Below are 12,391 nucleotides of genomic sequence, written 5' to 3'. Positions count from 1 at the left end.
ATGCGCTGCCCCTTTTGCCGGCACGAAGACACGCAGGTCGTCGACTCGCGCGTGTCCGAAGACGGCGCCGCGATCCGGCGCCGCCGCCGCTGCCCGGCCTGCGACAAGCGTTTCACGACGTACGAGCGGGTCGAGCTGGCGATGCCTTCGATCGTCAAGAAGGATGGCAGCCGCACGGAATTCGACCGCCGCAAGATCATGGCGAGCATGCAACTGGCGCTGCGCAAGCGCCCGGTTGCGGCCGATGCGATCGACGCGGCGGTTGCCCGTATCGAGTATCAATTGCTCGGCAGCGGCGAGCGCGAAGTGCGCAGCGAGCGCCTTGGCGAGCTCGTCATGGGCGAATTGCGCGAACTCGACAAGGTCGCGTTCGTACGGTTTGCTTCGGTGTACCGACGCTTCGAGGACGTCTCCGAATTCGAAGACGTGATCGAGGAATTCCGCCGCGCGGGTGCCAACAACCCCGCGAAAAAGCGCTGAGCGCATTCGCATTTTTCTTCCTCCCCGCCAGGCCGCGGTCGTAACGCTTGCATTCTCGCGAGCCGACGCTGCGCGCACCAGCTAGCCGTTCGGCTAATTGTTTCGTTTCGCTTTCGTCCGTAGATTGATGGCAATCCGCTCGAACTAAGGATTGCTCATGAAGTCCGGAGGATTCACGCTCGTTGAGACGATGGTCGTCATCATCCTGCTGGCGGTCTGCGCAACGGTTTCCACGCCCGTATTCACCGCGTGGCGCGTACGCGATCAGGTCGACGCGCGCGCCAATGCCCTGCTCGGCACGCTTGCCTACGCACGCAACGAGGCCATACGGCGCAAGTCGCGCGTTACCGTTTGCCGCGTCGACGCCGCGCACACCTGCCTCGAGGCGGCCAAAGCGTGTCCGTCCGGTATTGCCGACTGGTCCTGCGGCTGGGCCGTCATGATCGAGCGCGCCGGAGCGTCTATCCCGTTGCGCATCCAGCCGGCGCTCGACGCGATTTCCGTGGCGTCGGGGCTCGCTGCCATCACGTTTTCGCCGCCGGCGGGGCAGACCATCGGCAGTTTGCGCAACTTCGAGATCGCCCCGCGGGCGCCGTCGGCGGCACAACGCGGCGCGGGCTGGCGGCGCTGCATACGCATCGCGCAGGGAGGCCGGGCACGCATCAGCGACGGCGCATGCACGGGGGCGCCATGAGCCGCGTGAGCGAGCGCGGCGCGCGCGGGTCGACGCTGCTGGAAGTCGCCATTGCGCTCGGCGTCATGGCGATGTGCGGGCTCGGCCTGATGAGCACGCAGCTTGGGCTGGTCCGGCACGCGCAACTGGCAGCGGCGCGCGAGCGCGCGGCCTTTGCCGCTGACGCCATGGCCGAAGCGGCGCACGTGGCGGGGGCAACGCCCGCAGCGACTGATCGATGGAAGGCGCTGGCGGCGAGCGTCGTGCCCGAAGGGCGGCTGACCCTGTCGAGCGCGGGCGGCGACGCATCGATCGCGTCCGTGAGTTGGTCGGCGACACTGCTCGGCGCAGCGTCGGGATCGACCGCGGTTTCGCGGGTTGCGCCGTGTCTCGATGCCACGTCGCCCGCCGGACGCGCCTGCGTCGCGCTGGCGTTTCTGCGATGAACAAGCGTTTCGCCCACGTGCGCCGGCAGGCCGGCCACACATTGCTCGAACTGACGATCGCCGTGGCGCTGGGCCTCGTGGTGACGCTTGGTGCGCTCTCGGTTTATCGCACGCAGCGCCAGGCCTATGCGCAGGCGAACGACGCCGCGCACATCCACGAGGCCGGCATGAACGCGTTGATGCTGATCGGCGAGCAGATCCAGATGGCCGGCTTTGTTGCCGCGGACGCACGCTCGCCACTCGCCGGCCCAGCGATCTTCGGCTGCGCGGCTGGGCGCCCGGTCGACGCCGATGTGGCGCTTGTCTGCAAGCCGCTGCCGAGCCGCTCCGATGGGTTGGCGGTGCGCTATCAAGGCGACAGTGCATCGACGTGGCCCACCGCAAACGGCCAGGTAACCGACTGCCTCGGGCAGGGGGTTGGCATGGCAAGCGTGGAAATCGTGAACCGCTATTACGCCGAGGTGGCGAGCCAGACGACTCGCGGGAGCGAGCTTTACTGCTCGGGCTCCGGCTACGTTGGCAAGCCGCAGCCGCTCGTCGAGGGCGTCGAGCGTTTGCGCCTGCGCTACTGGACAGCGGGCGCGGCGCAGGCGGTCGACGCTTCGGCGCTCGCGCGCGATCAGTGGGCGTCGGTCGTGGCGATCGATCTGTGCGTGCTGGTGCACGGGGCGGCCTTTGCGCGGCGCATGCGCCACGTCGATTGCGATGGTGTGCAGGCCGTCGGCGCGGATGGGCGTGCGCGACAGGCGTTCTGGCGGCACATCGTGCTGCGCAACGTTGTGCCGGGAGCGTCATGAGAACGCGCGTGGGCGGGAAGCGTCGCACACGCGCCGCGCGTCGGGGCGTGGCGCTCCCGGTCGTGCTGCTCGTCGTCGCGATGATGCTCGTGACCTCGGCGGCGTGGTTCGAGGCCGCGCTGCTCGCGCGGCGCAACGCGGATGCCGTCGCCGATCATCTGCAGTCCTTCCATGCTGCCGACGCCGCGCTCGTGTTGTGCTCTCGCGCGCTGACGAGTGGCTCGCTGGCCGTGCCTGTGGCGGCCGCGCAATCCGGCGAGCCGCAAGCGTGGCGGCGGCGGGACAGCTTCGAGCGGCAGGCGACCGCGCCCGTTGCCTCGTGGCCGGGGTCCGTGCGCTTGCCGCAATGCATCGTCGAAGCCTGGCGCATCGAGAGCCGTCCGCTGGTTCGCGCGTATCTCGTCACGGCGCGAGGGTTCGGAGCATCGGAAGACACGCAAAGCTGGCTGCAGGACCAGGTGGTCATCGAAACCGAGGGTGACGCGACGCGCGTCGAGCATCACTGGCGTCGCGTCGTCGCGAGGCCATTTTGACGAGGCCAACGGGAGGAAAGGTGAAGAGCAACCGGTACAACGCGTTCACACTGCTCGAACTGGTCATTGCGCTGGCGGTGGCAGCAATCGTCGCCGCCTTCGCGATGCCGGGGTGGAGCGCGCAGATCGCGCGGGGACATCGCATCGACGCCGTGGCCGCGCTCTATCGCGCAGCGCAGTTCGTCGACACGCAGAGCGCGTCGATCGCGCTTTTGCCCACTGGGTTCGACCAGGCTCCGCCAACCGGAACGCCCATCTACCGCTTGCGGCTGATGCCTGCCGACGATTCCAACGGCGGCTACGCCCTCGTAGCCGATCCGGTGGAAGCGGGACCGATGCGTGGCGATGCGTGCGGCGCCTTCGTGCTCGATGCAACCGGCGCGCGCAGCAATCACGCGGCAGGCGGCGGCGCTGTCGCGGCGGCGACGCAGATGTGCTGGAGGGACCGGTGAACGCCCCGGAGGGCGGGTGCGGGCGGCGGTTAGCCGGTGAGGTCGTCTTCGTCGGACCTGTCGCGGGCAGGCCGGTTCGCCGAGGTACCGCGCTGGCGCCGCACCTGCTGCCACACGCGATACGCTTCCCACGCCGTAAAGGCGAGGCCGCCCCACTTGATCACGGGGCGCGCAGCCGAAACGATGCTCGTACGCAGCGGCTTCGCCACGATGAGCGAGATGAGCGAACTGACCAGCGGATATTCCTTGAGCAGGCTGCCGAGGCCGGAAGCCACGCCGCCGCCAGAGCGACCGAAACCGGGCACCACGAAGCGCAGCCAACTGAAGTTCGTAACCGTCGCGCGGATGTCCACGAGCGCTTCGGCCATTTCGGCGCGCTCGACGCTCGCGCGCACGAGCAGCAGTTCCTTGCGCAGCGCGCGCAACTGCGGCGTCGAGAGGTCATGTGCGCGGCCGCGGCGGGGGCGAAAAGCAGTGTCCGGTCGGGGTTGGTTCATGGCGTCGGCTCGCGGCTAGGGGTTGCGCAGGGCGTCTCGGTCTTTCTCGAATTCCTCGAGCGTCGCCTGGAAGACGAGCGGCGCGGTGTGCAGCCCGCGGCGCGCCTTCAGGCCGCAGAAAATCGCCGCGATCGCATAGACGATCGTGAGACCGGCGAGCGCCTCCCAGCGGTACGTGTCCCAGAAGGCGATGGCAACGAGCGCCGTGAGCGCGATCAGGGCAAGCATCGCGAACATCATCCCCGCGAGGCCAAGGAAGAGCACGCCGATGAGGCGGTCCTTCTCCTCGGCGAGTTCGATGCCGATCAGTTCTAGCCGCGTCTGTAGCATCGCGGACGCGGAGCCGAGCAGTCGGCGCAACGGCCCGTGTTCGTGTCGCTGCGAGTGGGTGTCTGTCGTCATGGCGATGGCAGGTGGCGCAGGCGGAGGCCCGAGCAATGCGCAAGAAAGAACGCAAGAAAAGACAGCGGGCTCGATCGCCCGGCGAGACCAGTCGGCGCGGCGGGCCGCGTCAGCGAAAAGTCGTGAGGCAAGCGCCGCCGGCTGCTGGTCGAGCGCGCCGCGCGGGCGGCCCGGAGACCGTCCGCGTGGTGCGGCGAGCCGCTTTATTTGCGGTTGATCAGCAAACCGACCAGCACGCCCACGCCGGCGGCGATCCCGATCGACGCCCACGGATGCTCGTGGACATAGTCGTCGGTGGCGCGTGCCGCTTTCTTGCCTTTCTCGACCACGACCACCTGGACGTCGGCGGCCTTCTCTTTTGCCTGCTTCAGACGCGAGAGTGCCGTTTCGCGCAACTCCGAAGCGCGCTCGCCCGTAGCGCTCGCAGCCTGCTTGAGCAGGTCCTCTGCATCCGCGAGGACGGTTTTGATATCGGACATCAGCCTCTCCTTGTTGACCTCTGACATTGACTGGCTCCCATCGTGTCACATCACGCGTGAATCGTAACAAAGATCCGGGCGCTGGCAAGCGTGGCGCGCCGCCACGACCTGCAAATTCGCACGATCCGTTCCCGCGAGCGTGCGTGGACGGGGTTCTGGATCCCGCTCACAAAAAATCGCGAGATGAGAGTCATTGATTTGATCCGGCACCTAAAGTTTCCTCCAACCGGTTCAAAATTACAAAAACTCATACCGGTGTGAGGCGATGTTCGTTCGCGGGGCGCAGCCAGGGCCTGTATGCTTGAGTGTTGTAAACGTCTACTGGATCAACGGGCCGCGCGCGCCGTTTCGATCAAACCGTTCACCTCGTTCAAAGGAACCGCACCATGAGTCTACGTCTTGGCGATATCGCACCCGACTTCGAGCAGGATTCGAGCATTGGCCGCATCAAGTTTCACGAGTGGCTCGGCAATAGCTGGGGCGTGCTGTTTTCGCACCCGGCCGACTTCACGCCGGTCTGCACGACCGAGCTTGGCCTGACCGCCAAACTCAAGGACGAATTCGAGAAGCGCAACGTGAAGACGATCGCGCTTTCGGTGGATAGCGCCCAGTCGCACAACGAATGGATCAAGGACATCAACGAGACGCAGGCCGCGAACGTCGGCTTCCCGATTCTCGCGGACGGCGACCGCAAGGTGTCCACGCTGTACGACATGATCCACCCGAACGCGAACGAGACGCTCACCGTGCGCTCGCTCTTCGTGATCGACCCGAACAAGAAGGTGCGCCTCATCATCACCTATCCGGCGAGTACGGGCCGCAACTTCGACGAAGTGCTGCGCGTGATCGACTCGCTGCAGCTCACCGACAACTACCAGGTCGCGACGCCCGGCAACTGGAAGCAGGGCGACGACGTCGTGATCGCGCCGTCGCTGAAGGACGAAGAAGTCCTCAAGCAGAAGTTCCCGAAGGGCTACAAGGCGCTGCGTCCGTATCTGCGCATGACGCCGCAGCCGAACAAGTAAGCCGTTGGGCCAAGCTCCGCGCGGGAGGGGCGCCAAAACAAAAACGCCGCACGAAACGAATCGTGCGGCGTTTTTTTATGCGCCGGCGATGCCGGGCAGGGCGGCGATCAGAAGAACGCCTGAATGCCCGTTTGTGCGCGGCCGAGGATCAGCGCGTGGATGTCGTGCGTGCCCTCGTACGTGTTCACGACTTCGAGGTTCACGAGGTGGCGGGCCACGCCGAACTCGTCGGAGATACCGTTGCCGCCCAGCATGTCGCGGGCGAGACGCGCGATGTCGAGCGACTTGCCGCACGAGTTGCGCTTCATGATCGACGTGATCTCGACGGCCGCCGTGCCTTCGTCCTTCATGCGGCCAAGACGCAGGCAACCCTGCAGGCCGAGCGTGATTTCCGTTTGCATGTCGGCGAGCTTCTTCTGGATCAGCTGGTTCGCGGCAAGCGGGCGGCCGAACTGCTTGCGGTCGAGCACGTACTGGCGCGCGGTGTGCCAGCACGATTCAGCGGCGCCGAGCGCGCCCCAGGCAATGCCGTAGCGCGCCGAGTTCAGGCAGGTGAACGGACCGCGCAGGCCCTTCACGCCCGGCATGAGGTTTTCTTCCGGCACGAAGACTTCGTCGAGCACGATTTCGCCGGTGATCGAGGCGCGCAGACCCACCTTGCCATGGATGGCCGGCGCCGACAGACCCTTCCAGCCTTTCTCCAGGATGAAGCCGCGGATGTCGTCCTTGCCGTCTTCCTCGAGCTTCGCCCAGACGACGAACACATCGGCGATCGGCGAGTTCGTGATCCACATCTTCGCGCCCGAGAGCGAGTAGCCGCCGTTCACCTTCTTCGCACGCGTGACCATGCTGCCCGGGTCCGAGCCGTGGTTCGGCTCCGTGAGACCGAAGCAGCCGATCCACTCGCCGCTCGCGAGCTTGGGCAGGTACTTCTGCTTTTGCGCTTCCGAGCCGAATTCGAAGATCGGCACCATCACGAGCGACGACTGCACCGACATCATCGAGCGATAGCCCGAGTCGACGCGCTCCACTTCGCGCGCGATCAGGCCATAGGCGACGTAATTGAGGCCGGGGCCGCCGTATTGCTCGGGAATCGTCGGGCCGAGCAGGCCGACTTCGCCCATCTCGCGGAAGATCGAGGCGTCCGTCTTCTCGTGGCGGAACGCTTCCAGCACGCGCGGCGCGAGCTTGTCCTGGGCATACGCGGCGGCGGCGTCGCGCACCATGCGCTCCTCTTCGGTGAGCTGCTGGTCGAGCAGAAGCGGGTCTTCCCAATGGAACTGGGCGTGTGCGGCCATGGTGTCTCTCCTTTCCTCAAATCCTTGAAATGGGCAAATTTGCGCTTGACGTGAGTTCCGCTATGCGGAACAATGTTTTGCAAATTGACTTTAGTGTAGCACCAGGGCGCCCATGTCTGCATCCGGAATGACGACGACTTCCTCTTTTTCTGCTTCGCTGGCCGAGGGGCCGATCGACGAGCGCAAGTTCGTCGTGGCGCTCGCCCGCGGGCTCGACCTGCTGCGGGCGTTCCGTCCCGGCGAGACGCTGCTCGGCAACCGCGACTTCGTGGAGCGCACGGGCCTGCCCAAGGCGACCGTGAACCGGCTCGCGTACACGCTGACCGTGCTCGGCTATCTGCGCTTTGACGAATCGCTAGGCAAATATGCGCTCGACGCCGGGGTGCTGTCACTCGGCTTCGCGCTGCTCTCGGGCACGGACACGCTCGAACTCGCCCGCCCGCATATGCGCGTATTCGCGCGCGAGGTGGGCGCCGCGGTGTCGCTGGGGTGCCGCGACGGCCTCGACGTGATCTATCTGGAGACGATCCGCAGCGAGACGGCGCTCACGCTCGGCCTCGCCTCGGGCTCGCGGCTCTCGATGCTCACGAGCTCGATGGGCCGCGCCTATCTGGCCGTGCAGCCCATCGATGTGCGCATGGCGTTGTTCGCGGAACTGGAGAAGACAGCGGGCGCCGAAGGGCCGGCATTGGTTGCGGCCGCGAAACGCGAGATCGAGGTGTTCGGCAAGGAAGGGTGCTGCTATTCGTTTCGCGACTGGCACGAAGACGTCAACGCCGTGGCGGTGCCGTTTCGCGAGCCGCGCGAGCGTCGCTGGCTCGTGCTCAGTTGCAGCGGGCCGGCTTCGTCGATGGGGCCTGACGTGTTTCGCGAGCGCGTGGCGCCGCTTTTGAAGTCGCTGGCGCGTCGTCTCGGCGAAACGGTCTGACGCGCGCACCGCGGGCCGCAGCGGACACAAAAAAGCCGACCCGAGGGTCGGCTTTTTTCATGTTGGCGCACGCCGGGCTCAGTGGTTCAGGCGCCCGAGCAGCAGGAACTCCATCAACGCCTTCTGCACGTGCAGGCGGTTTTCCGCCTCGTCCCAGACCACGCTCTGCGGACCGTCGATCACCTCGGCGCTCACTTCCTCGCCGCGGTGCGCGGGCAGGCAGTGCATGAACAGCGCATCGGCGTTGGCGCGGGCCATCATCGGCGCGTCCACGCACCAGTCGGCGAAGGCCTGCTTGCGCGCTTCGTTTTCGGCCTCGAAGCCCATGCTGGTCCAGACGTCGGTCGTCACGAGGTCGGCGCCGTCGCAGGCGTCGTGCGGGTCCTCGAACACTTCGTAGAACGGCTTGCTTTCCGGCGCGACCAGCGCCGGATCGAGCGGATAACCTGGTGGCGTGGAGATGCGCAGCTTGAAGCCGAGGATCTGCGCCGCTTCGATCCACGTGTAGAGCATGTTGTTGGCGTCGCCGACCCACGCCACGGTCTTGCCGCGGATCGGGCCGCGCTGCTCGTAGTACGTGAAGATGTCGGCCAGCACCTGGCAGGGGTGGTACTCGTTCGTGAGACCGTTGATGACCGGCACGCGCGAGCTTTCGGCGAAGCGCTGCAGGATGTCCTGGCCGAACGTGCGGATCATGATGATGTCGACCATGCGCGAGATGACCTGCGCCGAATCTTCGATCGGCTCGCCGCGGCCGAGTTGCGTGTCGCGGGTGTTCATGAACACCGCGTGGCCGCCCAGCTGGAAGATACCCGCTTCGAACGAGAGGCGCGTGCGCGTGGAGCTCTTCTCGAAGATCATCGCCAGCGTGCGGTCGTGCAGCGGGTGATAGGTCTCGTAGTTCTTGAACTTGCGCTTCAGGATGCGCGCGCGCTCCAGCACATATTCATATTCGTCAAGGGAGAAATCCTTGAACTGCAGGTAATGGCGTATGGTCCGGGAGGTCATGAAACAAAAACGGCGCCCGATCCGGCCTCGAACTGCAGGATTGGGCCGGCGACGCCGCTGCGGTTGGTGGTAAGTCAAAGCAGCATAAAGGATTTTGCGCATTTTGACGAGTTGCCCAAAATTTAGGCAGGGTGCCCTGGCGCACGATGGGCGGCGCTTTCGTGACGGCTTTCGCGACTGTTTCGCGGGCGTCGCTCAGGCCCGGATCCAGCCTTTCAAGTGCCTTGTGTGCACTGCGTCAAAACGGTCAGTGCGCTATAATCCCAGAGATTTCTTAGGCACGACAAACGGGCCCTGAACGTGTGGTGGCAACACCATCGGCCAAGGTGGCGACACCTCGCGGCGACGGCAGGCAAGCCCGCGGGAGCGGCCTGTGCGCCGACTGGCAGTGCGCCGCGAAATCGTCCTGTCGATCCCGTTGCGAGACCTGCTTGTGACACGCGTCGGCGGCGATTTTCGAGACTTCACGCCAGGCGGGGTGCGCGGCAGCCGTTCCCTATCCATCGGACTGTCCATGCGTGTGGCAGCGGGCGATCCCCGCGGCCGGCGTTCCGCGGTACCCGCGCGGGCGCAGCGCTCGTGCCGCCGTTACACGCTGCAAACGCACCCAGCAGCTACACACACAGGTACTCCTGCATGGCCGACGAAGCTCCAACCGAATACTTCATTCAAGGCATCACCAGCGCGGGGAAGAAGTTTCGTCCGAGTGACTGGTCGGAGCGCCTCGCCGGGGTGATGTCGAGCTTTGGTCCGAAAGCGTCGGCCAATGCTCGCGGCCCGAACGCCTATCTGCGCTACTCGCTCTATGTTCGCCCGACGATGATCGGCGACCTCAAGGTCGTCGTGCTGGACTCGCGCCTGAAGGACGTCGAGCCGATGGCCTTCAATTTCGTGATGAACTTCGCGAAGGACAACGACCTCGTCGTGACCGAGGCGTGCGAACTGCCTCACGACCACGCCACGCAGCAAGCCAACGTGCGCTGACGGCGCGGCGACGGCCACGGACGGACCCGCCTCGGCGGGTTTTTTTGCGCCCGGCAGAAACAAAAAACCCGCCGAAGCGGGTTTTTTGCGGTGCAGCTCAAAGAGGGGGCTGCCAGCCGTGGCCGGCAATCCGAAGCTCTTTACTGCGCGGCTTGCATCGCCTTGACGGCAGCAGCCAGGCGGCTCTTATGGCGAGCGGCCTTGTTCTTGTGAACGATCTTCTTGTCGGCGATGATGTCGAGCGTCTTGCCCGATGCCTTCAGAACTTCAGCAGCCTTAGCCTGGTCGCCGGCGTCGATTGCCTTGCGAACAGCCTTGATGGCGGTGCGGAACTTCGAGCGCAGTGCCGAGTTGTGCGAGTTTGCCTTCGCGGCCTGACGGGCGCGCTTGCGTGCTTGTGCGGAGTTTGCCATTGCGATTCCTTGTGATTGCGGAGCGTGGTGCGACCGACGCTCTTTGCCTGGATTTGAACGACCGGCAGCGTTGCCCGAGACGTTCAAAACGGTATTTGCCGGCCGAGTTTTGCTCAACCAGCCGCGCCTTTTGTGCCAGAGCGGGTTTCTACCTCTTTCCTGCCCCCTTTCCAAGACGCGTTTCGAGCCCTCCGGGAGAACTCGAATCTGCAATTATAGCAACAGAATCATGAGAGTGGCAATCGCGACGCGATAGCGAAGCCAGACGCTGCGGGACGTGAACGCCTTTCGCGCAGCACGGTCACAATCAGCGCGCTTTGTCTTTGCACCCGCTCGCCCGCGGCGTCGCGCGGGGTTGTGCGCCGACCTTTGCGCTGCGCATCCGCGATGGAGCGGACGACGCCCGTATAATGACCGCCCCATGAATCTATTCCGAGCCCTGCTGACAGTCAGCGGCTTCACGCTGCTGTCGCGCGTGACCGGTCTGGCCCGAGAAACGCTGATCGCGCGCGCCTTCGGTGCGAGCCAGTACACCGACGCTTTCTACGTCGCGTTTCGTATTCCCAACCTGCTGCGCCGCATCTCGGCGGAAGGCGCCTTTTCGCAGGCGTTCGTGCCGATTCTCGCGGAGTTCAAGAACCAGAAGGGCCACGACGCCACGCGCGCACTTGTCGACGCCACCTCGACCGTGCTCGCCTGGGTCCTCGCGATCCTCTCGCTGCTCGGCATTTTCGGCGCGACGTTCGTCGTGATCGTGGTCGCTTCGGGCTTGAAGAGCGACGGGCAAGCGTTCCCGCTCGCCGTCACGATGACGCGCATCATGTTCCCCTATATCGTGTTCATCTCGCTGACGTCGCTCGCGTCCGGCGTGCTCAACACGTACAAGCAGTTCTCGCTGCCCGCGTTCGCGCCGGTGCTGCTCAACGTCTCGTTCATTACCGCGGCCGTGGCCTTCGCGCCGCACATGAAGCAGCCGGTCTACGCGCTCGCGTGGGCCGTGATCGTGGGCGGCGTGCTGCAGTTCATCGTGCAGTTGCCGGGCTTGAAGCGCATCGACATGATGCCGCGCATCGGCCTGAACCCGCTCAAGGCGCTCGCGCACAAAGGCGTGAAGCGGGTGCTCGCGAAGATGGTGCCCGCCATGTTCGCCGTCTCGGTCGCGCAGATCAGCCTCATCATCAACACCAATATCGCCTCGCGTCTCGGGCCCGGCGCGGTGTCGTGGATCAACTACGCCGACCGCCTGATGGAGTTCCCGACCGCGCTGCTCGGCGTGGCGCTCGGCACGATCCTGCTGCCGAGCCTCTCGAAGGCGCACGTCGATGCCGATCCGCACGAGTATTCGGCGTTGCTCGACTGGGGCCTGCGCGTGACGTTCCTGCTGGCCGCGCCTTCGGCCGTCGCGCTCTTTTTCTTCGCCGAGCCGCTCACGGCCACGCTCTTTCACTATGGCAAGTTCGACGCCACGTCCGTCATCATGACGGGCCGCGCGCTGGCGGCGTACGGCGTGGGGCTCGTCGGCCTCATTCTCATCAAGATCCTCGCGCCCGGCTTCTACGCGCGCCAGGACATCAAGACGCCGGTCAAGATCGGTGTGGGCGTGCTGATCGCCACGCAGATCAGCAACTACATCTTCGTGCCGATCTTCTCGCACGCGGGCTTGACGCTCTCGGTCGGGCTCGGCGCCTGCATGAACGCGCTGCTGCTGTTCATCGGGCTGCGCCGCCGTGGCATCTATATGCCGTCCTCCGGCTGGACGACGTTCTTCGTGCAGTTGCTCGGGGCATGTCTCGTGCTGGCCGGGGCGATGCACTGGTGCGCCATCAGCTACGACTGGATCGCACTGCGTCATGCGCCGCTCGAGCGCATCGCCTTGCTCGGTGCGTGCCTCGTCCTGTTCGCGGCGCTATATTTCGGTATGCTTTGGTTGATGGGCTTCAAATACGCGTACTTCAAGAGGCGGGCGAAGTGACCAC

16 protein-coding genes are annotated in these 12,391 nt (G+C 65.4%); 10 read left to right on the top strand and 6 right to left on the bottom strand.

Annotated elements, in window-relative coordinates; genetic code table 11:
• The 6 genes from nrdR (at position 1) to AB4Y35_RS17475 (ending at position 3,381) form a co-directional block, all read left to right on the top strand.
• Positions 1–480, top strand: a complete 480-nt coding sequence (gene nrdR, locus AB4Y35_RS17500) for a transcriptional regulator NrdR (protein ID WP_133182723.1) — start codon at positions 1–3, stop codon at positions 478–480.
• Between the two features lie 157 nt (positions 481–637).
• A complete protein-coding gene (locus AB4Y35_RS17495) occupies positions 638–1,174 on the top strand; it encodes a GspH/FimT family pseudopilin (RefSeq protein ID WP_368705224.1) in 537 nt (178 codons plus the stop codon).
• Positions 1,171–1,599, top strand: a complete 429-nt coding sequence (locus tag AB4Y35_RS17490; RefSeq protein WP_368705223.1) for a hypothetical protein — start codon at positions 1,171–1,173, stop codon at positions 1,597–1,599. The genes AB4Y35_RS17495 and AB4Y35_RS17490 overlap by 4 nt, the downstream gene beginning before the upstream one ends.
• Positions 1,596–2,396: a PilW family protein gene (locus AB4Y35_RS17485; RefSeq protein ID WP_368705222.1), complete on the top strand. Its 801-nt coding sequence runs from the start codon at positions 1,596–1,598 to the stop codon at positions 2,394–2,396. Before AB4Y35_RS17490 ends, AB4Y35_RS17485 begins: the two co-directional genes overlap by 4 nt.
• A complete protein-coding gene (locus tag AB4Y35_RS17480; protein WP_368705221.1) occupies positions 2,393–2,929 on the top strand; it encodes a hypothetical protein in 537 nt (178 codons plus the stop codon). Before AB4Y35_RS17485 ends, AB4Y35_RS17480 begins: the two co-directional genes overlap by 4 nt.
• Positions 2,930–2,949: 20 nt before the next feature.
• A complete protein-coding gene (locus tag AB4Y35_RS17475; protein WP_368705220.1) occupies positions 2,950–3,381 on the top strand; it encodes a type IV pilin protein in 432 nt (143 codons plus the stop codon).
• A gap of 29 nt (positions 3,382–3,410) precedes the next feature.
• Here the strand turns inward: AB4Y35_RS17475 and AB4Y35_RS17470 are convergent, their stop codons facing one another.
• The 3 genes from AB4Y35_RS17470 to AB4Y35_RS17460 all read right to left on the bottom strand — a co-directional run bounded on the left by AB4Y35_RS17470 (position 3,411) and on the right by AB4Y35_RS17460 (position 4,786).
• Positions 3,411–3,878, bottom strand: coding sequence for a DUF3318 domain-containing protein (locus AB4Y35_RS17470; RefSeq protein ID WP_368705219.1), 468 nt, complete (start codon positions 3,876–3,878; stop codon positions 3,411–3,413).
• 15 nt (positions 3,879–3,893) lie between these two features.
• Positions 3,894–4,280, bottom strand: a complete 387-nt coding sequence (locus AB4Y35_RS17465) for a phage holin family protein (protein WP_028205315.1) — start codon at positions 4,278–4,280, stop codon at positions 3,894–3,896.
• Positions 4,281–4,483: 203 nt separating this feature from the next.
• Positions 4,484–4,786, bottom strand: coding sequence for a YqjD family protein (locus tag AB4Y35_RS17460; RefSeq protein WP_007584918.1), 303 nt, complete (start codon positions 4,784–4,786; stop codon positions 4,484–4,486).
• Positions 4,787–5,145: 359 nt separating this feature from the next.
• On the opposite strand from AB4Y35_RS17460, the gene AB4Y35_RS17455 reads away from it, so the two are divergent.
• Positions 5,146–5,784 (top strand): peroxiredoxin, encoded by a 639-nt coding sequence (locus tag AB4Y35_RS17455; protein WP_368687638.1) that lies wholly within the window; start codon positions 5,146–5,148, stop codon positions 5,782–5,784.
• Positions 5,785–5,891: 107 nt separating this feature from the next.
• Here the strand turns inward: AB4Y35_RS17455 and AB4Y35_RS17450 are convergent, their stop codons facing one another.
• Complete coding sequence (locus AB4Y35_RS17450; protein ID WP_201695368.1) at positions 5,892–7,082, bottom strand: acyl-CoA dehydrogenase; 1,191 nt, start codon at positions 7,080–7,082, stop codon at positions 5,892–5,894.
• A gap of 112 nt (positions 7,083–7,194) precedes the next feature.
• Between AB4Y35_RS17450 and AB4Y35_RS17445 the strand changes: the two genes are divergently transcribed.
• Positions 7,195–8,010 carry an IclR family transcriptional regulator gene (locus AB4Y35_RS17445; protein WP_368705218.1) on the top strand — a complete coding sequence of 272 codons (816 nt, stop codon included), beginning with the start codon at positions 7,195–7,197 and terminating at the stop codon, positions 8,008–8,010.
• 78 nt (positions 8,011–8,088) lie between these two features.
• Here the strand turns inward: AB4Y35_RS17445 and argF are convergent, their stop codons facing one another.
• Positions 8,089–9,018 (bottom strand): ornithine carbamoyltransferase, encoded by a 930-nt coding sequence (argF, locus tag AB4Y35_RS17440; RefSeq protein WP_368687640.1) that lies wholly within the window; start codon positions 9,016–9,018, stop codon positions 8,089–8,091.
• Positions 9,019–9,654: 636 nt separating this feature from the next.
• Here argF and AB4Y35_RS17435 point away from each other — a divergent pair.
• Positions 9,655–10,002, top strand: a complete 348-nt coding sequence (locus AB4Y35_RS17435) for a DUF3579 domain-containing protein (RefSeq protein ID WP_324159890.1) — start codon at positions 9,655–9,657, stop codon at positions 10,000–10,002.
• Between the two features lie 140 nt (positions 10,003–10,142).
• On the opposite strand, the gene rpsT is transcribed toward AB4Y35_RS17435, so the two are convergent.
• Positions 10,143–10,415 (bottom strand): 30S ribosomal protein S20, encoded by a 273-nt coding sequence (rpsT, locus tag AB4Y35_RS17430; RefSeq protein WP_069262794.1) that lies wholly within the window; start codon positions 10,413–10,415, stop codon positions 10,143–10,145.
• 421 nt (positions 10,416–10,836) lie between these two features.
• On the opposite strand from rpsT, the gene murJ reads away from it, so the two are divergent.
• Positions 10,837–12,387: a murein biosynthesis integral membrane protein MurJ gene (gene murJ, locus AB4Y35_RS17425; protein ID WP_368705217.1), complete on the top strand. Its 1,551-nt coding sequence runs from the start codon at positions 10,837–10,839 to the stop codon at positions 12,385–12,387.
• Positions 12,388–12,391: the final 4 nt, after the last annotated feature.

It is taken from the genome of Paraburkholderia sp. EG286A, from assembly GCF_040965375.1.
Classification (GTDB): domain Bacteria; phylum Pseudomonadota; class Gammaproteobacteria; order Burkholderiales; family Burkholderiaceae; genus Paraburkholderia.
The sequence above is the reverse complement of the archived record's forward strand: the minus strand, read 5'-3'. Positions and strand labels throughout refer to the sequence as shown.

Excerpts from the sequence above, each read along its gene's own strand:
- nrdR (WP_133182723.1), top strand. The coding sequence starts at position 1 with ATGCGCTGCCCCTTTTGCCGGCACGAAGACACGCAGGTCGTCGACTCG.
- AB4Y35_RS17495 (WP_368705224.1), top strand. The coding sequence starts at position 638 with ATGAAGTCCGGAGGATTCACGCTCGTTGAGACGATGGTCGTCATCATC.
- AB4Y35_RS17490 (WP_368705223.1), top strand. The coding sequence starts at position 1,171 with ATGAGCCGCGTGAGCGAGCGCGGCGCGCGCGGGTCGACGCTGCTGGAA.
- AB4Y35_RS17485 (WP_368705222.1), top strand. The coding sequence starts at position 1,596 with ATGAACAAGCGTTTCGCCCACGTGCGCCGGCAGGCCGGCCACACATTG.
- AB4Y35_RS17480 (WP_368705221.1), top strand. The coding sequence starts at position 2,393 with ATGAGAACGCGCGTGGGCGGGAAGCGTCGCACACGCGCCGCGCGTCGG.
- AB4Y35_RS17470 (WP_368705219.1), bottom strand. The coding sequence starts at position 3,878 with ATGAACCAACCCCGACCGGACACTGCTTTTCGCCCCCGCCGCGGCCGC.
- AB4Y35_RS17465 (WP_028205315.1), bottom strand. The coding sequence starts at position 4,280 with ATGACGACAGACACCCACTCGCAGCGACACGAACACGGGCCGTTGCGC.
- AB4Y35_RS17460 (WP_007584918.1), bottom strand. The coding sequence starts at position 4,786 with ATGTCAGAGGTCAACAAGGAGAGGCTGATGTCCGATATCAAAACCGTC.
- AB4Y35_RS17455 (WP_368687638.1), top strand. The coding sequence starts at position 5,146 with ATGAGTCTACGTCTTGGCGATATCGCACCCGACTTCGAGCAGGATTCG.
- AB4Y35_RS17450 (WP_201695368.1), bottom strand. The coding sequence starts at position 7,082 with ATGGCCGCACACGCCCAGTTCCATTGGGAAGACCCGCTTCTGCTCGAC.
- AB4Y35_RS17445 (WP_368705218.1), top strand. The coding sequence starts at position 7,195 with ATGTCTGCATCCGGAATGACGACGACTTCCTCTTTTTCTGCTTCGCTG.
- argF (WP_368687640.1), bottom strand. The coding sequence starts at position 9,018 with ATGACCTCCCGGACCATACGCCATTACCTGCAGTTCAAGGATTTCTCC.
- AB4Y35_RS17435 (WP_324159890.1), top strand. The coding sequence starts at position 9,655 with ATGGCCGACGAAGCTCCAACCGAATACTTCATTCAAGGCATCACCAGC.
- rpsT (WP_069262794.1), bottom strand. The coding sequence starts at position 10,415 with ATGGCAAACTCCGCACAAGCACGCAAGCGCGCCCGTCAGGCCGCGAAG.
- murJ (WP_368705217.1), top strand. The coding sequence starts at position 10,837 with ATGAATCTATTCCGAGCCCTGCTGACAGTCAGCGGCTTCACGCTGCTG.